Origin of the sequence: Marinomonas sp. FW-1 (assembly GCF_005222245.1) — a bacterium.
Classification (GTDB): Bacteria; Pseudomonadota; Gammaproteobacteria; order Pseudomonadales; family Marinomonadaceae; genus Marinomonas; species Marinomonas alcarazii.
This window is the reverse complement of record NZ_CP025987.1, coordinates 2494883-2516636: the sequence shown is the minus strand read 5'-3', so window position 1 is coordinate 2516636 and position 21754 is coordinate 2494883. Positions and strand designations below refer to the sequence as shown.

Below are 21754 nucleotides of genomic sequence, written 5' to 3'. Positions count from 1 at the left end.
TTATGGGGCTATTCTTGAGTTGAAATTGTGCGTTTAGCCAACTCGTTAGTGCTTTTAAGGTCGTTGTAGTTAAGACTCGCCCCAGTTTCTGGGCTGATGGTTTGAAGCGCTATCTTTTCAATGGCATCTTCTAGTTCGATGGGCTCAAAATAAAGAAGAGTGCCAATGATTGGATGGTCCAAATAATTAACTTTTTTACTGGCTGTTTTATTGCTTTCATTTAACTTTAGGACTAGCGCTGGCTCGAACTCTTTGAACTCTGGCTTGGCTGCACTGTTTTCACGGCTTGTTTCAGTGAAGAAACTCGCGTTCTCTGATTCGTTATTGAGGCCGAATTGGTCAGAGTCCGGAAGTGTGAAACTATCAAAAAGGTAATGCTGATAGTGGATATCGGACTCTAGGTATCGCCCTAATTTAATAGAGATACTGCCCGTTAGTTCAGGGTAGTTGTCTTTTGCTTGCTGGCTATGAAAGCTTTTATAAATAGTGTCGCCTGGGTGCTTGAAGATCAACGTCCATGTTTTATTAACTAAAATTTTTGTATGGCTTCCAATTTTGTCTTCGATGTTGCCGAAAGGGGCTTTTCCTAGCTCTTGGCTAACACTAATTGGCGCAGCGGCTTCTTCATCTGTTAACCTAACTAGTTGGTCGGTAGATAGCACATTTTTATAGTCGACCTGCTCAGTTGATTGGCCCTCTGGCCACAAGAAAGTCACCAAGTAGCCTTGATAGGCTCTAGCCGTGTCTGGATCTATATCCCCATCATCGGCAAACACTTGAGTATTCATTAGCGTAAGTGATAACGCTATCGCAATTAAAGATTTCAATGTAATAATTCCAATGTCATGGTGGTTTGTTGAAAGCGCTCTTCTGCACTATTCATTGGGGCCAGAAACTTTAATGTATCTGATCCTACTAATTTGTAAATATCAGGCTTGGTCTGAATGAGCTTAATCAGCTTCATAGGGTCGACTGGTGTTTTGCTGCTGAAGAAGATTTTACCTTCTTTCGCGTTGGCTTCAATTTTATTAATGCCCAACGTTTCTGCTTTGAGTTTCAAGTCGGTCTGCCTGAATAGGTTTTTCGTTGCGTCCGGTAGCAAGCCAAAGCGGTCTATCATTTCCACTTGAAGGTCTTTGAGTTCTTCAGCGCTTTTTGCACTGGCGATGCGTTTATACAATATCAGTCGTGAGTGCACATCGCCTAAGTAATCTTCAGGAATAAGTGCAGGGACTCTTAAGTTGACATCTGTTTGAGCTGGAGAGGAGATATCAACATCTGGCGATTCTCCATTCTTTAAAGACTTCACAGCACGGTCGAGCATGTCCATAAACAATGAGAAACCAACATGTTCGATATGTCCGCTTTGTCCGTCTCCTAGTAATTCGCCTGTGCCGCGTATTTCCAAATCGTGTGTAGCGAGGGTAAAGCCTGCCCCCAATGTATCGGCTAGAGTGATGGCCTCCAAGCGCTTTTCCGCATCGCCTGTGACTTTGCGGTCATTTGGTGTTAGCAAATAGGCGTAAGCTTGGTGGTGAGATCGTCCCACTCGACCACGTAGCTGATGTAGCTGGGCAAGACCAAATTTATCGGCGCGCTCTATAATTATGGTGTTGGCGTTTGGAATGTCGATGCCCGTTTCTATAATGGTTGAGCAAACAAGAATGTTAGCGCGTTTGTGGTAGAAGTCTGACATGACTTGCTCTAGCTCTCGTTCGCGCATCTGACCATGACCAACAATGACGCGGGCTTCCGGAATAAGTTCTGCTAGCTCTTCAGCTGCTTTTTGAATGGTTTGTACTTCATTGTGTAGATAATACACTTGTCCGCCACGGTGCAGTTCTCGCAATATGGCCTCTTTAATTTGGTGCTCATCTTTTTGCTTCACGAAAGTTTTAACGGACAGACGCTTAGCTGGTGGCGTGGCAATAATGGATAAATCACGGATGCCAGACAAGGACATATTAAGCGTCCGAGGAATTGGTGTGGCCGTCAGGGTTAATATGTCGACCTCTGCTCGTAACGCCTTAAATTGTTCTTTTTGTTTGACGCCAAAGCGGTGTTCTTCGTCAATGATCACAAGCCCTAGATTAGCAAACTTGATATCACTTTGAATAAGCTTGTGAGTGCCCACCACAATGTCAGCTTTACCTGATTCTAAACGATCGATGGCTGAGTTGGACTGTTTGCCTGAACGGAAGCGAGACAATAACTCAACTTCCACAGGCCAATCGGCGAAGCGGTCACAGAAATTTTCGTAGTGTTGTTGTGCCAATAGGGTGGTTGGTACAAGCACGGCGACTTGCTTGCCATCCTGAACGGCTAAGAAGGCCGCTCGCATAGCCACTTCTGTTTTACCAAAGCCTACATCACCACAAACTAGTCGATCCATTGGTTTTTTGGATAACATGTCTTTCATTACGGCGTCGATGGCCATCTGCTGGTCTGGTGTTTCTTCAAATGGAAAGCCTGCAGCGAACAGCTCATATTGGTCGTCGGGTTTAGCGAAAGCGTAGCCCACACGAGCCTCGCGTTGAGCGTATATTTCCAATAGTTCAGCAGCGGTATCGCGAGCTTTTTCAGCGGCTTTTTGTTTGGCGACGCTCCATTTGTCTGTGCCTAGCTTATGCAGTGGGGCTGTGTCTTCGTCTGCTCCTGTGTAACGAGAAATAAGCTGCAAAGATGACACGGGCACATACAGTTTTGCGTCATTGGCGTAGCCAAGCGTTAATAGTTCCGTTTCTTGCCCGTCAATTTGTAGGTTGGTTAGCCCTAAATAACGGCCAACACCATGGTCTATATGTACGACAGGCGCGTTCAGCCTTAATTCGGTGAGGTTACGAATAATCGCGTCTTCACTGATGTTGTTCTGTTTGTTTCTGCGACGATGCTGGGATACGCGCTCACCTAAAATCTCGCTTTCTGGAATCAGAATTAACTCATCACTGATACTGAAGCCGCGACCAATGTTGCCTTCTGTGATCGCTAAGGATTTTGTCGATTTCGTGAAAGCATTCCAGTTTTCGACATATTTCGGTTTGATGCTGTGCTTTTTTAGTAGATCAAGCAGGGCTTCACGACGACCTGCTGATTCGGCAACAATAAGCACCCGAGCCGATGTGTTGGCAAGGAATTGTTGTAGTAAGCCTAGTGGCTGTGGTGCTTTTGAGTCGATTTTTACATTTTCGACGGCTTTATAGGTTGGGTGTTCGCCTGCAGCAGAAAAGATTACGTTGGTGTATTGATTAAGTTGAGAAAAAAACTCTTCTTCTTTTAAGCAGATTTCTTCAGGCTTTAAAATAGGGCGTTCGATGTTGAAATTTAGCGATTCATGACGGCTGCGGAAATCGAGCTGGATGCTGGCTAGCTGCTCATTGAAAGTGTCCGATCTCACTAAAAAGGTATTATCTGGCAAATAGTCAAAGACGCTGGCTGTTTGCTCAAAAAATAGCGGTAAATAGTATTCTATTCCCGCAGGAATAATGCCGCTGGAGATGTCTTGGTAGATAGGGCTAGAAAGCGGATTTGTCTCAAAGCGCTCTCTAAATGCTTGGCGAAATTGTTGAATCCCCTGAGGTGTGGTTGGGAACTCTTTTGCTGGAAGCATTTTGATTTCTGCAATTTTGCTGATGCTGCGCTGAGTTTCCGGGTCAAACCATCGAATGGAGTCGATTTCGTTATCAAACCAATCTATTCGAATGGGGTTTTCCGCCCCCATTGGATACACATCCATCAGCGCACCACGAATAGCGTATTCCCCGTGTTCGTGGACATTTTCTACATTTAGATAACCAGCGTTGGTGAGCTTTCGAGAAAGCTGCTCGAGCGGAAGTTCTTGGCCCTCTGCTAAATGAAAGCGCTGTGCGTCAATGTGTTGTTTAGGGCAAAGACGAGTTAAGCAAGAAGCAATCGTGGTGAGAATGATTGGGTTCTTGCTTTCTGTCAGTCTGGCTAATGTTTCAAGTCGCTGGGAAATGATGTCTTGATGGGGGGAGAAGGCATCATACGGTAAGGTTTCCCAGTCACTGAATCTTAATATGTCTTTATTCTGGTTATTAAGAAACTGTATTTCATCTTCGAGCTCATTTAATTCGGCAACGGTATTGGCCATAAAGAGAATGGGCTGCTTATATTGAGAAGCGATTGCTAGCAGCTGTAGCGCTTTGCGGCTGCCGTCTAATCCATGTATGGTGTTTCTAAAGCCTGGTTTCGAGGTGATTGATACGGTTTCTGGCATGTTGGGCTTATTGTTCTTTCGTTGCGGACAGTGTTAAGGAGACGGAATCGGCAAAACGCAAAGCGTGTGGTTTTGCGACTTCAACTTTTGCGAAGGTGACATGGCTTGATTCCATGCACAGTGCTAATAGATCCGCGGTGAGTTTTTCAAGCAAAAGAAAGCGGTTGTTCTCTGTATGAGCTATCATTTGCTTACAAATGGTTCGGTAATTTACTGCATTTTCAACGTTATCTGTATCGTAGGCTTGAGACGCTGGGTATTGAATCCAAGCGTTGATTACGACGTCTTGCTTGTTCTGTTTTTCAGATTCATTGAATCCAATGTAAGTTCGTAAGCGTAAGTTCTTAATATGAATTTGAGCTTCTGGTTTTATCATAGCTTTTCTTCCATGTTCGGGCCTACTAAATAGTTAGGCGGTATTGTGTCGTTTTCGATCTTGTATGGCAACTCGCTTAAAGTACGGTGAGAAGCATTTTTTAGATCGGTTTATCTGATTTTTTACAGAGAGGGATGTTGAAGTGACGGTGGCATCCTTTCATCTAGTAATAAAACAACAAAAAAAAGGATTTTTTAAGGTCGCAACTCAGTGAATAAGGATAAAGTTGTGCTTTTAAATAAAAGTTGATGCTTAAAGACGACGTCATGAGCTGGTCAATGGCGGGAATGATCATTATAATACGTCGGTTTTTTGGTGAAGTGAGTTTGCGTTTTACAATTATCTTAAAGTAATTGTTTGCTTGTGCATGCTTTCCCGGAGGGGAGCATAAGCTATTCGCATTGCGCTTTTGGTGTTCAATTTATTGTTGGGCAGAACATATGTATAAAATTACAAAAGGCCTAGATCTTCCGATCTCTGGTGCTCCCAATCAAGTGATTGAGACGGCTGCTGCTGCTAAAACAGTTGCTGTGATCGGTCCTGACTACCATGGCATGAAACCTACCATGTTAGTTAAGGAAGGGGATAAGGTTAAGAAAGGTCAGGTTATCTTTACGGATAAGAAAACAGAAGGCGTAAAATATACGGCTCCTGCTTCTGGAACGATAACTGAGATCAATCGTGGTCAGAAACGTGTTTTACAATCTGTCGTAATTAGTGTCGAAGGTAATGAGTCTGAAGTCTTCGCATCTTATTCCGGTTCAGAATTAAAGTCTCTTGAACGCAGTAAGGTTGTTGATAATCTAGTGGAATCTGGATTATGGACAGCATTCCGTACGCGTCCATTCTCGAAAGTACCTGAAATCGATTCAGCACCGCATTCTATTTTTGTTACTGCGATGGATACGAATCCATTGGCAGCCTCTCCAGAGGTTGTGCTGGCAGATCGAGCAGAAGAATTCGCAGACGGTCTTACTGTATTAGCGCGTTTGACTGAAGGTAAGGTGTTCGTTTGTAAGGCGCCAGGAACTAAAATTCCAACAACGTCTGAAGTGACCGTTGAAGAATTTGCCGGTGTTCACCCAGCGGGTCTTGCTGGTACGCATATTCATTTTCTTGACCCAGTAAGCGATAAGAAAACAGTTTGGTCTATTAACTACCAAGATGTTGTTGCTATCGGCAAGCTGTTTGTCTCAGGTGAACTAAGTGTTGAGCGTGTTGTTTCTATCGCTGGCCCTCAAGTTAAAAAGCCTCGTTTGCTTCGCACTCAAGTTGGTGCAAGCTTAGATGGTTTGTTGGCGGGTGAATTAGCAGATGGTGAAAACCGAGTGATCTCTGGCTCTGTTTTTTCTGGTCGTAATGCGGCTGGCCCTTTTGCTTTCTTGGGTCGCTACCACAATCAAGTGTCTGTTTTGCTTGAAGGTCGCGAGCGTCAAATGATGCACTATCTTCGTGCCGGTGTAGAAAAACACTCGATTATGAATGTGTTTTTGTCAAAGCTGACTGGTAAGAAATCATTCAATATGACAACAACTACCAATGGTAGTGATCGTACTATGTTGCCGCTAGGTAATTTTGAGCGTGTTATGCCGCTTGATATTTTGGCAACTCAACTATTACGTTCGTTGGTTGTGAATGATACGGAGCAAGCTCAAAAGCTTGGTGCGCTTGAGTTAGATGAAGAAGATTTGGCTTTGTGTACTTACAGTTGCTCAGGTAAGTTCGAATATGGCCCGATTCTTCGTGATTGCCTAACTCTAATAGAGAAAGAGGGTTAATTCATGGGGCTTAGAAAAGTACTCGATAAAATGGAACCTGAGTTTCATTCAGGTGGTAAATATGAAAAATGGTATGCGCTGTTCGAAGCAGTAGATACTATTTTCTATCGTCCAAGTTCTGTTACTAAGAATGGCTCCCATGTTCGTGATGCGGTTGATATGAAGCGTATTATGATCTTGGTGTGGATGTGTACATTCCCTGCAATGTTTTTTGGTATGTACAATATTGGTTTTCAAGCAAATACGGCGATGGACGCAATGGGCGTTACAGCGGCGGATTCTTGGCGCCATTCCATTATTGGTGGTCTTACTAATTATGATGCCTCAAGCATTTGGGACAATATGATTTACGGGGCAATGTACTTTTTGCCTGTTTATCTTGTTACATTTGTTGTTGGTGGCTTCTGGGAAGTTTTGTTTGCTTCTGTGCGTAAGCATGAAGTGAATGAAGGTTTCTTTGTAACCTCTATCCTTTTCTCCCTTTCTTTGCCTGCGACTGTGCCTTTATGGCAAGTGGCTCTAGGTATCACTTTTGGTGTTGTGCTTGCAAAAGAAGTGTTTGGTGGAACAGGTAAAAACTTCCTTAACCCAGCGTTAGCGGGTCGTGCTTTCCTATTCTTCGCTTACCCAGCGTCTATGTCTGGTGATGCGGTTTGGACTGCAGTTGATGGCTTCTCTGGTGCAACAGCACTAAGTCAGCTTGCTGCTAGTGGCGTGCCTGGTTTGACGGTTGCTTGGTCTGATGCTTTCTTTGGCTTTATTCAAGGCTCAATGGGTGAAACTTCTACTCTTGCTATCTTAATCGGTGGTGGTGCGTTGTTGGTGATGAGAATCGCTGCGTGGCGTATTGTTGCTGGTGTTATGCTGGGTATGATTTTAACCTCTGCGTTGTTTAATGTGATTGGTTCTGACTCAAATCCAATGTTCTCTACTCCGTGGTACTGGCATCTAGTTTTAGGTGGCTTTGCTTTCGGTATGATGTACATGGCGACAGATCCAGTGTCAGCATCTATGACAAATCGTGGTAAGTGGTTCTACGGTGCCTTGATTGGCCTAATGGTTGTTCTAATTCGTGTTGTTAACCCTGCATACCCAGAAGGTATGATGTTGGCGATTCTGTTTGCGAATTTGTTTGCACCATTTATTGACCACTTTGTTGTTCAAGCAAACATTAAACGGAGGATTGCACGCAATGGCTAGCAGTAACGATAGTATTAAAAAGACCATTATAGTTGCTTTATCTTTGTGTTTGGTTTGTTCTATTTTTGTTGCAGCCGCAGCGGTAGGTTTAAAGCCTATCCAGAACACCAACAAAGACTTAGACCGTAAGCGTAATATTTTATCTGCAGCTGGCATGCTTGAACCTGGCAAATCAGTTGATGAGATTTTTGAATCGGTTGAAACTCGTATTGTTAATTTGCAAACGGGCGACTTTGCTACTCAGGCTGAACTTGATAGTGCAGGTATCAAACCGTCTACTTTTGATCAAAAAGCAGCCGCGAAAGATCCTAGTCTATCGATTTCGCTACGAGGCAATGATCCGGCAGGTATTAAACGCCGTTCAAATTTCTCTGCGGTGTATCTTGTAAAATCGGGCGATAATATTGACCGTATCATTCTGCCTGTACATGGTTACGGCTTATGGTCAACTATGTATGGCTTTATGGCTTTGAAGAGTGACTTCAATACAGTGATTGGTTTTGGTTTTTATGACCAAGCTGAAACACCTGGATTGGGTGGTGAGGTTGATAACCCGAACTGGAAAGCGTTGTGGAAAGGTAAAGAGATCTACAACGGTGAAGGTGAGCCTGTCATTCATCTTGTAAAAGGTGGGGTAGATAGTTCTGATCCTGATGCTGAGCATAAAGTGGATGGTTTGTCTGGTGCTACACTAACAAGTCGTGGTGTTACTCATCTTGTTCAATACTGGTTGGGTCAGGAAGGGTTTGGGCCGTTCTTATCGCAACTACGTAGCGAAGGAGTTCAATAATGTCTGATGTGAAAAAAGTCCTCTTTGGGCCAATTCTTGCTAATAACCCGATTGCTTTGCAGATCTTGGGTATTTGTTCTGCATTGGCTGTAACAAGTAGCATGAAAGTTAGTTTGGTTATGGCAATCGCCTTAACCTTGGTAACGGCTTTCTCAAGCTTTTTTATTGCGATTATTCGTAGCCATATCCCAAACAGCATTCGTATCATTGTGCAGATGATCATTATTGCCTCTTTGGTAATTGTGGTGGATCAGGTTTTGAAGGCATTTGCTTACGAAATCAGTAAACAGCTTTCTGTATTCGTAGGTCTTATCATTACGAACTGTATCGTAATGGGACGCGCAGAAGCGTTTGCGATGAAAAATGGCCCAATAATGAGCTTTGTAGATGGTATTGGTAACGGTTTGGGTTACAGCGCAATGTTGATTGTTGTTGCCTTTTTCCGTGAATTGCTTGGTGCTGGTAAGCTATTTGGTGTCGAGATCTTTGCTACTGTTCAGAATGGCGGCTGGTACCAACCTAATGGTTTGATGCTGCTTCCACCTAGTGCATTCTTTGTTATTGGCTTGGTTATTTGGGCTCTGCGTTCTTACAAGAAAGAACAGATTGAAGAACCTGAATTCAAGATTGCAGCGAATTCTCGTTCTCAGGAGGCGCTATAAATGGAACATTTAATAAGTCTGTTTGTTAAGGCTGTTTTTGTTGAAAACATGGCTTTGGCCTTCTTCCTTGGTATGTGTACTTTCTTAGCGTTGTCTAAAAAAGTAGAAACAGCGATAGGTTTAGGTATTGCGGTTGTGGTTGTTTTGGCAATTACAGTTCCGCTTAACAATCTGCTATATCAAAACCTGTTGGTTGACGGCGCTCTAGAGTGGGCTGGTTTACCAGGTGTTGATCTTAGTTTCCTAGGTTTGTTGAGCTACATTGGTGTTATCGCCGCTGTCGTTCAGATATTGGAAATGACATTGGATAAGTATATGCCTGCGTTGTACAACGCCTTGGGTGTATTCTTGCCTCTTATTACTGTGAACTGTGCCATCATGGGTGCCTCTTTATTTATGGTTGAACGTGACTATAACTTTAGTGAAAGTCTTGTTTACGGTGTAGGTGCTGGTGTTGGTTGGGCGTTGGCGATTGCTGCGCTTGCTGGTATTCGGGAGAAACTTAAATATTCAGATGTTCCTGCAGGTCTTCGTGGTCTTGGTATCACGTTTATTACTGTCGGTTTGATGAGTTTAGGTTTTATGTCATTTTCTGGTGTTCAGCTTTAATTGGCTGCTCATTTAGACAACCAAGAATAAGGTTTAACTAACATGTTCAACTTAGAAATTATTCTAGGTGTGGTGATGTTCACAGCTATCGTGCTTGCGCTAGTGGCAATTATTCTTGCTGCTCGTGCGCGCTTGGTAAGTTCTGGTGACGTAACAATCCGCATCAATGGCGAAAAGGAAGTGACTGCACCAGCTGGTGGTAAGTTACTTCAAACTTTAGCAAACAGTGGTATTTTTCTATCATCAGCTTGTGGTGGTGGCGGTACTTGTGCCCAGTGTAAATGTAAAGTGACTAGTGGTGGTGGCTCTATGCTATCTACTGAGCAGTCTCACTTTACTCGACGCGATGAAAAAGAAGGTTACCGTTTGTCTTGTCAGGTTTCTGTGAAACAGGATATGGACGTTGAAGTACCTGAAGAGGTATTTGGTGTTAAGGCTTGGGAATGTACTGTAGAGTCAAACCCTAACCTAGCAACCTTTATCAAAGAGTTGACGTTGAAATTGCCTGAAGGTGAGAACGTTGATTTCCGTGCCGGTGGTTATGTTCAGCTAGAAGCGCCACCACACACGGTTCACTATAAAGATTTTGATATTGAAGAAGAATACCGTGGTGACTGGGATAAATTTAACCTTTGGAAGTTTGTTTCTAAGGTTGATGAAACCGTTATCCGTGCTTACTCAATGGCTAACTACCCAGAAGAAAAGGGTATTGTGAAGTTTAATATTCGTATTGCTTCTCCGCCTCCAGGTAAGGATGATTTGCCACCAGGTCAGATGTCTTCTTATGTGTTCAGTCTTAAGCCTGGCGATAAGATTAAAGTATACGGCCCATTTGGTGAGTTCTTTGCGAAAGATACGGATGCTGAAATGGTGTTTGTTGGTGGTGGTGCAGGTATGGCACCAATGCGTTCACACATTTTTGACCAGCTTAAGCGTCTAAACTCTAAGCGTAAGATTAGTTTCTGGTACGGTGCTCGTAGTCTACGTGAGGCTTTCTATTCTGAAGAATACGATAAGCTTCAAGAAGAAAACGAGAACTTCCAGTGGCATTTGGCGCTTTCTGATCCTCAACCAGAGGACAACTGGGAAGGTAAAACTGGCTTCATTCATAATGTTCTTTATGAGAACTACTTGAAAGATCACCCAGCCCCAGAAGATTGTGAGTTCTACATGTGTGGGCCTCCAATGATGAACGCATCTGTTATTAAGATGCTAGAAGATCTAGGTGTAGAAAAAGAAAACATCTTACTTGATGATTTCGGCGGCTAACACCCGAATAAAGACCCACCAAATGGTGGGTCTTTATTTTATTGGTAACTAAAAAAAGATTTATATGCGTAAAAAAATAGTATTTTTTGCTTTTCTACTTGTTGTCACTGCGGCTGTGTTCCGCTTCTCTGTATTTAGTCCTGAATTAGTAAGTTTTTCCGGTCCTACTATGGGGACAACTTATACAGTTAAGTTTTTTACAACTAAAGATGTTCCGAATGCTATCGATCTAAAGGATGAGGTGGATTCTGCTTTAGTTAGAGTTAATAAGTTGATGTCCACCTACGACCCTAACTCAGAGCTTTCACTCTTTAATAAGTCACCAGCCAATCAATCTACTATTATTAGTGAAGAGATGGCTTATGTGATCGATAAAGCGTTATTGATTAGTGAAATGAGTAGTGGTGAGTATGATGTTACAATAGGGCCACTAGTGAATTTATGGGGATTTGGCCCAGGTAAACGAGAAGATGTCGTGCCTAGCCAAGCCGCAATTGATGAGGCGAAGTCTCGCGTGGGGTATCAATTTTTGACGTTGGATGGTCTTCGATTAACCAAACAAAAAGATATCTACGTTGATCTGTCCTCTATCGCAAAAGGTTACGGTGTTGATGCTGTTGCTTTAGTGTTACAAAAGCATGGTATTGAGAGTTATTTAGTTGAGGTGGGTGGTGAGATTGCCTCAAAAGGGATGAAATCAGACGGATCCCCTTGGCGTATCGCAATTGAAAGTCCTGCAGGTGGTCACGATATTGCTGAGAGAGTTATTTCATTGACAGATGTTGCTGTTGCCACCTCAGGTGACTATAGGAATTACTTTGAGAAAAATGGTGTGAGGTATTCTCATACTATTAACCCTGTTACAGGAAGGCCAATCACACATAAGTTGGTTTCTGTGACAGTAGTAGATAAAACGACAACAATGGCGGATGGTCTTGCGACGGCTATTACTGTGCTAGGTCCTGAAAAAGGCCTTGAATTCGCACAGCAAAATGGAATTGCAGCGTACTTGTTAGTGAAGACCGATTTTGGTTTTGAAGAATATTCTTCTAAAGCCTTCGAGCCATATTTGAATTAAAAGCAATGAATTTTTTGGGAGAGATCATATGTTAACTATTGTTCTGGCATTTGTTCTGATGCTTTTGTTGGTAGCAGCCATGGCTGTTGGAGTCTTGATGGGTAGAAAGCCTATATCTGGCTCTTGTGGTGGCATGAGTGCGTTAGGTATGGAGGTCGCCTGCGATATTTGTGGCGGCGACAAAGGTAAATGTGAGAAAGAAACGAAAAAAGGTATGGCCGCAACAGTTTCTGATGACACGTTTTACGACGCATCTAAATAATTGAACAGTAAAGAGGGTATTATGACGACGAGACATTATGATGTTGTGGTGTTAGGCACAGGTCCTGCCGGAGAAGGCGCAGCGATGAGTGCGGCGAAGGCAGGCAAAAAAGTGGCTGTTATTGAGGCGAGTTCGCAAGTAGGCGGAAGTTGTACGCATTTAGGAACCATTCCATCAAAAGCGTTGCGTCATGCTGTTAAGGAAATTATTGCCTTTAATACTAACCCAATGTTCCGTGATATTGGTGAGCCTCGTTGGTTTTCATTTCCAAAGGTTTTAGACCGAGCAAATAAAGTTATTGATAAGCAGGTTATGGGCCGCACAGAGTATTATGCGCGTAACCGAATTGATATTTACTTTGGTCGAGGCAAATTCAAAGATGCGAACACGATAGAAGTAAATACCTATGAGAAAGGTCCTGAGCTTCTAGTCGCGAAGAAAGTTGTGATCGCAACGGGCTCTCGCCCATACCGTCCGGCCAATATTGATTTCTCACATCCTCGTATTTATTGTTCTGATACCATTCTAAGCTTGAGCCACACACCTCGTTCTCTGATTATCTACGGCGCAGGTGTTATCGGTTGTGAGTATGCGTCCATTTTCTGTGGTTTGGGTGTTCGGGTTGAGTTGATTAACCCAGCTAAAAAACTATTGAGCTTCTTGGATGATGAAATCACCGATGCTTTAAGCTATCACTTGCGTGATGGTGGCGTGCTTATTCGACACAATGAGACATACGATTCCGTTGAAACGACAGAGCGTGGTGTTGTTATGCATATGGCGTCAGGCAAAAAACTACGTGCCGATGCTTTATTGTTCTGTAACGGCCGATCAGGTAATACTGATAACTTGGGATTAGAGTCAATTAATCTTGATGTGAATAGCCGTGGTCAATTGGCAGTAAATGATACCTACCAAACGCAAGTTGAAAACGTTTATGCTGCGGGTGATGTTATCGGTTGGCCAAGTTTAGCGAGCGCGGCCTATGACCAAGGTCGTGCTGCGGCGGCTAATATGTTTGGTGCTCCAGGTGGTGAATTCATCAGTGAAGTGCCGACAGGTATTTATACAATCCCAGAAATCAGTTCAGTTGGTAAAACAGAAGCTGAGCTTACGGCTGAAAAAGTGCCTTACGAAGTGGGACGCGCTTTCTTCAAAAATACGGCTCGCGCTCAAATTACGGGTGAAGCGGTTGGGATGTTGAAGATTCTGTTTCACCGTGAGTCTTTGGAGTTATTGGGGATTCATTGTTTCGGTGACCAAGCGTCTGAGATTGTTCACATCGGGCAAGCTATTATGAAGCAGCCAGGCAAGCAAAATACACTGAAGTACTTTTTGAATACGACCTTTAACTATCCGACTATGGCAGAAGCCTATCGAGTGGCGGCGCTTAACGGTTTTAACCGCGTTTTCTAAGTGTTTTTAGGTTAAAAAAATACCCACTTTAAGTGGGTATTTTTTTGTCTATCGTTTTGGCGTAATTTGTTTGGTTATTAGCTGTCTTTTACAGCGTAAATGCCTTTTAGGTTTCTGAAAAAGCCTTTGTAATCCATGCCATAGCCGAATAAGAAACGGTCAACAACATCTTCTCCAACATAGTCCGGTGTCATGTCTGTTTTTCGATCGTGCAGTTTGTTGATGACGGTTGCTGTATAGACGCTATCGGTTCCTTGGGATTCTAGCCATTCTACGATAGCTTGAAGCGTGTGTCCTTGATCAAAAATATCATCCACTACCAGAACGTGTCTGTTTTTTAGCTCCGTTTGTGGGTAGCTTAACCAATTAAGTGATGCGCCTTCTGTTTCCATGCCATAGCGTGTCGCGTGAATGTAGTCCACTTCAAGAGGGAAATTGAGGCGTTCGATTAGCGCAGCAGTTGGAATTAAGCCTCCATTCATAACACACAGTACAAGAGGAAGCTTGTCAGAAAGGTCTGCAGTAATTTGACCGGCCATCTTATCTAGCGCTTTGTTTAGCGTAGCTTCATCGACTAAGCAATCTGCTTCTTCTAAAATTTTGTTTAGTTCGTTGATTGTGTTCGTCATGGTGGGCCCTATTGTGAAAAAATTGGCGGGATTTTACATTAATCTTGACCAGATGATAAGTTTTTATCTTGGTTGGCGCCTTTTATGCTGTGCAAGGTGGCGCAAAGACAAATAGAGGCCAAAACAATGAGCCATGAGCTTTGTAGCCAAATAAGGAAAATTGGAATGGCGGCAAATGCACCATAAACAACCTGATAACTTGTGAAAAATTGTGCGAACGAACTAAAAATTGTATTTAGAAGGAACAGCCCAATGCTCCCAGCTAAGGCTGAAATAGAAGCCCATTTAACCGATACGTCTGCGTTTGGGGTTAAATAATTAAGTGTTAGCAGCATTAAAAAATACAGTACGACGGAGGCAAATCCGAGCAAGTTATTTAGCCAAGAGTTTGTCTGGTTGTCTTGTATTTCCATTGAGATCAGCGTTCCGTACAGGCTTAGTGACGCTGCAAACAAGATAGGGCCTAAGGTTAAGATGGCCCAATAAGTTAAAAGGCGTTCCCTTAATTTGCGGGGTTTTTCTATCCGCCAAATAGACTGAACACTGTTTTCAAAACTATTGAGTAATAAAAGGGCGGTTAAAAATAGAGCGATAAGACCGGCGATTGGGAGATTTTTAGTTTGAGCGGAAAACTCGATTAAATAGGGGAGCATAATGTCACTTGACCCCGGCGCCATATGTTGCTCTATAAGGCTGAAGAGCTGTGATTGCATGTCTTTCAGTGCAGGGGTGAAGCTCAATATTCCAACAATGATAGTGATGATAGGGACGGCTGCCAGCAAACTAGACAGCGTTAATTGGGCGGCCTTTTGAGAAAGGTTGCTGTTTTGAAAGCGACTTTTTGTCAGATGCCCATAACGTTTTACAAGAAGGTATATTTGATTAAATATTTGCAGCATCTTTGGTTTGACCCAATTTCGTTATTTGAATGCTTTAACGATATCACAGCTCAAAAAAAATTATAAAATTTCTTGTTTGTGTAAATTGCACAAATACAGTGCAAGGTGTTTTGTTTTGGCGCATTGCGCTTGTTTTTGTGAAAAGCGGGTTGTATTATTTACCTCGTTCCTTTTGTGATATTTGTACTTCGGAGTAGTAGATCTAAGCTATTCTAGGTTCCTTGGTTGCAAATAATCATTTTGGCCCAGTTTTACTGGGCTTTTTTATGTCTATTGGTTGACGATTGCTATTCCATCCCTATAATAGCCCACCACATGAAATGTAATGATCTAGGTTCCGTTAGCTCAGCTGGATAGAGCAACCGCCTTCTAAGCGGTAGGTCACTGGTTCGAATCCAGTACGGAGCACCATTTCAGTCCATTACTTTAATTGAATTTTTTTATTTAGGTTTTGCTGGCTGTAATTGAATAGATGCCTTGTTAATGACAAGGAAGCCAACAAATTAAAAGCAAGTTCCCGAGAGGAAGTTTTATGCAAGTTTCTGTAGAGACAACGTCTCCAATCGAGCGCGTTTTAACAATTAGTGTTCCTGCTGCTCGTGTTGACGAGAAAGTAAATTCTGAAGTGGCTAAAACAGCGAAGACAATTCGTATCGATGGATTCCGTAAGGGTAAAGTCCCTGTTAGCGTTGTGAAAAAACGTTACGGTCAAGGTATTCGTATTGATGCTGTAGAGCAAATCATGCGCGATGCTTATGTTGAAGCTATTCAAAAAGAGTCTATTCAGCCTGCAGGTATGCCTTCTATTGAGCCAAAGAACTTCGCTGAAGGTGCAGATCTTGAGTTCGTTGTAAAAGTTGAAGTTTACCCAGAAGTTGCATTGGCAGATAACTCTGCAATCAAAGTTGAGCGCGTTGTATCTGAAGTAACAGACGCAGACGTTGACACTATGCTAGAGACATTGCGCAAGCAAAATGCTGATTGGTCTGCAGTTGAGCGTGAATCTGCTGATGGCGATCAAGTGACAATCGACTTTGTTGGTTACCTTGGTGATGAAGCTTTTGAAGGCGGTGCTGCTGAAGGTCACAAGCTAGTATTGGGTTCCAATACAATGATCCCTGGTTTTGAATCTGGTATCATTGGTGCTAAAGCAGGCGAAGAGCGCACAATTACTGTGACTTTCCCTGAAGATTACCAAGCAGAAAACCTGAAAGGTAAAGAAGCAACATTCAAAATCACAGTTTCTGAAGTTGCAGAGCAAATTATTCCAGAACTAGATGACGCTTTTGTTGAAAAATTTGGTTTGGAAAATGCGACCGTTGATGCTCTACGTGCAGAAGTACGTAAGAACATGGAGCGTGAGCTTAATCAAGCCGTTAAAGCTAAATTGAAAAATGCGTTGTTCGAAGGTTTGGCTTCTATCAATGAAGTTGAAGTACCTTCTGCGCTTATCGATCAAGAAGTTGATGCACTTCGCAAGCAAGCTGCTCAGCAGTTTGGTGGTCAAGGTTTCGACGCATCTCAGCTGCCTGCTGAGTTGTTCCAAGATGAAGCGAAAAAACGCGCTAAGCTTGGTTTGTTGATTTCTGAAGTGATCAAAAAAGATGACTTGAAAGTGGATGATGATCGTGTACGTTCATTCTTAGAAGATATGGCGCAAGCTTATCAAGAGCCACAGCAAGTAATCGATTTTTACTTGAAGAACAAAGAACAATTGGCGCAAGTGCAATCTGCTGTACTTGAAGAGCAAGTTGTTGATAAACTGTTAGAATCTGCTCAAGTTACTGAAGTAACTTTGGGTTATGAAGACGCTATCAAGCCAAATGCCCAAGCTGAAGAGGCTGGGGAAGAAGCATAAGACGAGTCTTATCTTTTTTAATAAGGTCGACATAGCATTCGCTATGTCGACTTTTTTGTTTTAAGGAATGCGATATGAATTTGACGAATCCAACTACTGGTCCTGTTGCAATCACAAGTAATGGTCTTGTTCCAATGGTAATTGAACAGACTGCTCGTGGAGAAAGGTCGTTCGATATTTACTCGCGCTTGCTCAAGGAGCGAGTAATCTTTCTAGTTGGTCAGGTTGAAGACCACATGGCTAACTTGGTAGTGGCTCAGCTATTGTTCCTAGAGTCTGAAAACCCAGATAAAGACATCCACCTTTATATCAATTCTCCTGGTGGTTCGGTTACAGCCGGTATGTCTATTTATGATACGATGCAGTTTATAAAGCCAGATGTTAGTACTATGTGTATTGGTCAGGCAGCTAGCATGGGCGCATTGTTATTGACAGCCGGTGCAGAAGGTAAGCGTTACTGCTTGCCAAATTCACGCGTAATGATTCATCAGCCATTGGGCGGATATCAGGGGCAAGCTTCTGATATTGAAATTCATACTCGCGAAATTTTAAGCATTAAACATAAACTTAATGAGATTATATCTTTTCATACAGGCAAGCCGATTGAGCAAGTCGCTCTTGATACGGATCGTGATAACTTCATGAATCCTGAAACAGCAAAAGAATACGGCTTGATTGATGAAATATTGCAGAAACGAAAAGTTTAAGAAAAGGGTGGAATAAATGTCGGATGATAATTTTAGCCGTGGCGACCACTCCGATCGGTTATTGTATTGCTCTTTTTGCGGAAAGAGCCAAGACGAAGTTAAGAAGCTAATTGCAGGCCCTTCTGTTTATATCTGCAATGAGTGTGTAGATCTGTGTAATAACATTATTACGCAAGAGCTGTCTCAAGCAGCAGAAGATGGTGAGTCATCAGATGAGCTGCCAACACCTGCTAAATTGAGCGCTGCGTTGGATGATTATGTTATTGGTCAGGATAAGGCTAAGCGTGTTTTGGCTGTGGCTGTATATAACCATTACAAGCGCTTACGTCACCAAGGTAAAACCGATACAAGCATTGAGCTTGGTAAGAGTAACATCTTATTAATTGGTCCGACGGGTAGCGGTAAGACATTGCTTGCTCAAACTCTTGCTCGTGTATTGGATGTTCCTTTTACCATTGCAGATGCAACAACGTTAACAGAAGCTGGTTATGTTGGTGAGGATGTCGAGAACATCATTCAGAAACTATTGCAGAACTGTGACTATGATGTAGAAAAAGCGCAGCGCGGAATTGTCTACATTGATGAAATAGACAAAATTTCTAGAAAATCTGATAACCCTTCTATCACTCGAGATGTGTCTGGTGAAGGTGTTCAGCAGGCTTTGCTTAAGCTGATTGAAGGTACGGTTGCGTCTGTTCCTCCTCAGGGTGGACGTAAACACCCTCAGCAAGAGTTTCTGCAAGTAGATACCTCTAACATTTTGTTTATTTGTGGTGGTGCGTTCGCTGGTTTGGAACGTGTTATCAGTGAAAGAACAGAAAAAAGTAGTATTGGCTTTTCTGCTATGGTGAAGAGTAAAGAAGAGGGTCGAACCTTTTCTGAAGCGGTACACCGAGTAGAGACAGAAGATTTGGTTAAATTTGGTTTGATTCCAGAGTTTGTGGGTCGCTTGCCTGTAGTGGCAACGCTTTCAGAGTTGGATGAAGAAGCTCTAATGACTATCTTAAGTAAGCCGAAAAATGCTTTGGTTAAACAGTATCAGCATTTATTTGAGTTAGAGGGCGTTGAACTAGAGTTCACACCTGAGTCTTTACGAGAAGCGGCTAAATTGGCGCTTGAGCGTAAAACGGGTGCCCGTGGTTTGCGCAGTATTTTAGAATCCTCTTTGTTGGATTGTATGTATGAGCTGCCAACTCGCAATGATGTTGAAAAAGTTGTATTGGACGCTGCGTCTATTCGCGGTGAGTCAGCACCTTTAATGGTATTAGAGAAAGAAGACGTCGCAAAAAAAGCGTAATTTTTTGATACTTGTTTAATTTAAAGCCGAATTTAGGTGTCATTACTTAAATTCGGCTTTTTTTATGGTGTTTCGCTTTAAAACACTGTGTAGACTAAATTCAAATGGTTGCTATGCTTGTAATTTCGGGCATCGCCCTTATCTCTTTCCTAATCGTTGTTTAAATTTGAAAAGTGCGCTTTGTTTCTATGCGCCCCGAATTGGAAGAAAATATGACAGATTCTTTACTACTGCCAATGTTGCCACTTCGCGATGTGGTTGTGTATCCCCATATGGTCCTGCCGCTCTTTGTTGGTCGCGCTAAGTCTATAGCGGCATTAGAGTCTGCTATGGAAAATGATAAGCATGTCTTTCTTGTTGCTCAGCAAGACGCCTCTAAAGATGATCCTGTACTAGGAGATTTATATTCAATTGGTACTACTGCAAAAGTGATGCAGTTGCTACGTCTACCTGATGGCACGGTGAAAGTGCTTGTTGAAGGTGGAAAGCGTGCTCGCCTTGAATCAATGGAAGAGGGTGAAGGATTTGTTCTTGGTCGTATTGCCGAATTGGATGTCCAAGAAGAAGATGACACGGAGCACAATGTAATCCGCAATGCCCTTATTAAGCAATTGGATGAGTATGTTGCTGGCAGTAAGCGTATCCCTGCAGAAGTGGTCTCTTCATTAAAGTCTATTGATGATCTATCAAAATTGATTGATAACATCACAGGCCACATGAGCTTGAAGCTTGAAGATAAGCAGAAAGTGTTGGAAATAGATTCACTCACTGGCCGTGGCGAGTATTTAATTGGCTTGATGGATGGCGAGTTGGATATTGCTCACCTCGAAAAAAGCATCCGCAGCCGTGTTAAAAAACAGATGGAAAAAAGCCAGCGTGAGTACTACTTGAATGAGCAAATGAAAGCCATTCAAAAAGAGCTGGGAGACATGGAAGACAGCGGCAATGAATTAGACGCGCTTCAGGAAAAAATTAATGAAGTGGGTATGTCTGATGAAGCCAAAGACAAAGCAGAAGCTGAATTGAAGAAGCTGCGTATGATGTCGCCAATGTCTGCAGAGGCAACAGTGGTTCGTGGTTATATCGATTGGTTAACTTCATTGCCATGGAAAAAGCGCAGCAAAGTGCGTAATGACTTGGCCTACGCTGAAAAAATTCTTAACCAAGACCATTATGGTCTACAAGATGTTAAAGAACGCATTTTAGAGTTTTTGGCTGTTCAACAGCGCGTGAAGAAAGTTAAAGGGCCTGTGCTTTGCTTGGTTGGGCCTCCTGGTGTTGGTAAAACGTCTCTGGGGCAATCTATTGCAAAAGCCGTGAACCGTCAGTACGTTCGTATGGCACTTGGTGGTGTACGTGATGAAGCTGAAATACGTGGTCATCGCCGTACATACATCGGTTCCATGCCAGGTAAATTGTTGCAAAAATTGGCCAAAGTAAAAGTTAAGAATCCACTCTTTTTATTGGATGAAATCGATAAAATGGGCATGGATCAACGTGGTGACCCAGCTTCGGCTCTATTAGAAGTATTGGATCCAGAGCAAAACCATACGTTTAATGATCATTATCTTGAAGTGGATTTTGATCTATCTGATGTAATGTTTATTTGTACGTCGAACAGTATGAATATTCCTGGTCCATTGCTTGACCGTATGGAAGTAATTCGTATTCCAGGCTACACCGAAGACGAGAAGCTTAACATCGCAAAACGTTATTTATTGCCTAAGCAAATCAAGCAAGCTGGATTAAAAGAGAAAGAAATTCAGGTGACGGATGATGCACTTATGGATGTCATTCGTTACTACACCAAAGAAGCGGGTGTGCGTGGTTTGGAGCGTGAGTTAAGTAAAATTTGTCGTCGCGTGGTGAAAAAGCAGGCTTTAACTAAGGCAAAAGATACAAAAGCTGTCGAAGTAACGAGTGAAAATTTAGAAGATTTTTCTGGAATTCATAAATTTAGTTACGGAAAAGCAGAAGAAAAAAATCAAATTGGTCAAGTTACAGGCTTGGCTTGGACCTCTGTTGGTGGTGAATTATTGACCATCGAGGCGGCTGGTGTACCAGGAAAAGGACGTCATGTTAAGACAGGTTCGCTTGGCGATGTGATGCAAGAATCTATTCAGGCAGCATTAACCGTTGTCAGAAGTCGAGCGATTGGTCTGGGAATTGATGAAGATTTTCATGAAAAAACCGACCTTCATTTGCACGTTCCAGAAGGCGCGACGCCTAAGGATGGCCCGAGTGCTGGTGTCGCTATGTGTACAGCTATTGTTTCTGTGCTCACAAAGATCCCCGTTAAGGCCTCTGTGGCAATGACTGGCGAGATTACGCTGCGTGGGGAGGTGCTACCTATAGGTGGGCTTAAAGAGAAGCTTCTGGCGGCTCATAGAGGTGGTATAAAAACCGTCATTATACCGCAAGAAAATGCTCGTGATTTGAAGGAAATTCCTGATAATATCAAAGCCGACATCGAAGTCATCCCTGTTAAGTGGATTGATGAGGTGCTGGATATCGCTTTGGAGTACATTCCTTCACCAAAAAAGGTAGAAACCTTACCTTCTAGTGAAAAAACTGTTGATGAACAAGAAACTGTAAGTCATCATTAAGGGCATATCCTGTGTTGACAGGTAGTAGGTCGGGCTTGTATAACTTCTCGCTCGGCCTTGTTGGTAGGTGTGTTTATACTG

General features: G+C 42.8%; 18 protein-coding genes and 1 tRNA gene. 14 read left to right on the top strand and 5 right to left on the bottom strand.

Translation table 11 applies throughout. The features are described 5' to 3' along the window. Positions 1-8 precede the first annotated feature (8 nt). From C1X04_RS11750 to folX, 3 genes are read right to left on the bottom strand one after another with little or no spacing between them, the layout of a single operon-like run. Entirely contained in the window at positions 9-827 is an 819-nt protein-coding gene (locus C1X04_RS11750; protein WP_110573518.1) for a CsiV family protein, read from the bottom strand. Next, on the bottom strand, positions 824-4237 hold the full coding sequence (mfd, locus tag C1X04_RS11745; RefSeq protein WP_137170020.1) for a transcription-repair coupling factor: 3414 nt from the start codon (positions 4235-4237) through the stop codon (positions 824-826). The genes C1X04_RS11750 and mfd overlap by 4 nt, the downstream gene beginning before the upstream one ends. Before the next feature lie 7 nt (positions 4238-4244). After that, positions 4245-4613 (bottom strand): dihydroneopterin triphosphate 2'-epimerase, encoded by a 369-nt coding sequence (gene folX, locus C1X04_RS11740; protein WP_110573514.1) that lies wholly within the window; start codon positions 4611-4613, stop codon positions 4245-4247. 440 nt (positions 4614-5053) lie between these two features. Here folX and C1X04_RS11735 point away from each other — a divergent pair, with 440 nt between their 5' ends. The 9 genes from C1X04_RS11735 (at position 5054) to sthA (ending at position 13677) form a co-directional block, all read left to right on the top strand. After that, positions 5054-6391: a Na(+)-translocating NADH-quinone reductase subunit A gene (locus C1X04_RS11735; protein WP_137170019.1), complete on the top strand. Its 1338-nt coding sequence runs from the start codon at positions 5054-5056 to the stop codon at positions 6389-6391. Positions 6392-6394: 3 nt separating this feature from the next. Next, entirely contained in the window at positions 6395-7591 is a 1197-nt protein-coding gene (locus C1X04_RS11730; RefSeq protein ID WP_110573509.1) for an NADH:ubiquinone reductase (Na(+)-transporting) subunit B, read from the top strand. Then, complete coding sequence (locus tag C1X04_RS11725) at positions 7584-8381, top strand: Na(+)-translocating NADH-quinone reductase subunit C (protein ID WP_137170018.1); 798 nt, start codon at positions 7584-7586, stop codon at positions 8379-8381. Before C1X04_RS11730 ends, C1X04_RS11725 begins: the two co-directional genes overlap by 8 nt. Further along, positions 8381-9043, top strand: a complete 663-nt coding sequence (locus C1X04_RS11720) for an NADH:ubiquinone reductase (Na(+)-transporting) subunit D (RefSeq protein WP_110573504.1) — start codon at positions 8381-8383, stop codon at positions 9041-9043. The genes C1X04_RS11725 and C1X04_RS11720 overlap by 1 nt, the downstream gene beginning before the upstream one ends. Then, entirely contained in the window at positions 9044-9652 is a 609-nt protein-coding gene (gene nqrE, locus C1X04_RS11715) for an NADH:ubiquinone reductase (Na(+)-transporting) subunit E (RefSeq protein WP_110573502.1), read from the top strand. It abuts the gene before it with no gap. A 42-nt stretch (positions 9653-9694) separates the two neighbouring features. Then, the gene (gene nqrF, locus C1X04_RS11710) at positions 9695-10921 is read left to right on the top strand and encodes an NADH:ubiquinone reductase (Na(+)-transporting) subunit F (RefSeq protein ID WP_110573501.1); all 1227 of its coding nucleotides are present in this window, start codon (positions 9695-9697) and stop codon (positions 10919-10921) included. Positions 10922-10985: 64 nt separating this feature from the next. Beyond that, entirely contained in the window at positions 10986-11999 is a 1014-nt protein-coding gene (locus tag C1X04_RS11705) for an FAD:protein FMN transferase (protein ID WP_110573498.1), read from the top strand. 28 nt (positions 12000-12027) lie between these two features. After that, complete coding sequence (gene nqrM / locus C1X04_RS11700) at positions 12028-12261, top strand: (Na+)-NQR maturation NqrM (protein ID WP_110573496.1); 234 nt, start codon at positions 12028-12030, stop codon at positions 12259-12261. A 21-nt stretch (positions 12262-12282) separates the two neighbouring features. Further along, positions 12283-13677 (top strand): Si-specific NAD(P)(+) transhydrogenase, encoded by a 1395-nt coding sequence (gene sthA / locus C1X04_RS11695; RefSeq protein ID WP_110573494.1) that lies wholly within the window; start codon positions 12283-12285, stop codon positions 13675-13677. Positions 13678-13754: 77 nt separating this feature from the next. Here the strand turns inward: sthA and C1X04_RS11690 are convergent, their stop codons facing one another. Together C1X04_RS11690 and C1X04_RS11685 are read right to left on the bottom strand one after the other, a co-directional pair. After that, entirely contained in the window at positions 13755-14306 is a 552-nt protein-coding gene (locus C1X04_RS11690) for a hypoxanthine-guanine phosphoribosyltransferase (protein ID WP_110573491.1), read from the bottom strand. A 38-nt stretch (positions 14307-14344) separates the two neighbouring features. Further along, on the bottom strand, positions 14345-15205 hold the full coding sequence (locus tag C1X04_RS11685; RefSeq protein WP_110573489.1) for a YihY family inner membrane protein: 861 nt from the start codon (positions 15203-15205) through the stop codon (positions 14345-14347). A 334-nt stretch (positions 15206-15539) separates the two neighbouring features. Between C1X04_RS11685 and C1X04_RS11680 the strand changes: the two genes are divergently transcribed. The 5 genes from C1X04_RS11680 (at position 15540) to lon (ending at position 21673) form a co-directional block, all read left to right on the top strand. Further along, positions 15540-15616: transfer RNA gene (locus C1X04_RS11680), tRNA-Arg, on the top strand. 121 nt (positions 15617-15737) lie between these two features. Continuing rightward, the gene (gene tig, locus C1X04_RS11675; RefSeq protein ID WP_137170017.1) at positions 15738-17063 is read left to right on the top strand and encodes a trigger factor; all 1326 of its coding nucleotides are present in this window, start codon (positions 15738-15740) and stop codon (positions 17061-17063) included. A gap of 74 nt (positions 17064-17137) precedes the next feature. Then, entirely contained in the window at positions 17138-17770 is a 633-nt protein-coding gene (gene clpP / locus C1X04_RS11670; RefSeq protein WP_110573485.1) for an ATP-dependent Clp endopeptidase proteolytic subunit ClpP, read from the top strand. Positions 17771-17786: 16 nt separating this feature from the next. Beyond that, positions 17787-19067, top strand: a complete 1281-nt coding sequence (gene clpX / locus C1X04_RS11665) for an ATP-dependent protease ATP-binding subunit ClpX (protein ID WP_110573483.1) — start codon at positions 17787-17789, stop codon at positions 19065-19067. Positions 19068-19279: 212 nt separating this feature from the next. Continuing rightward, the gene (gene lon, locus C1X04_RS11660) at positions 19280-21673 is read left to right on the top strand and encodes an endopeptidase La (protein ID WP_137170016.1); all 2394 of its coding nucleotides are present in this window, start codon (positions 19280-19282) and stop codon (positions 21671-21673) included. Positions 21674-21754 lie beyond the last annotated feature (81 nt).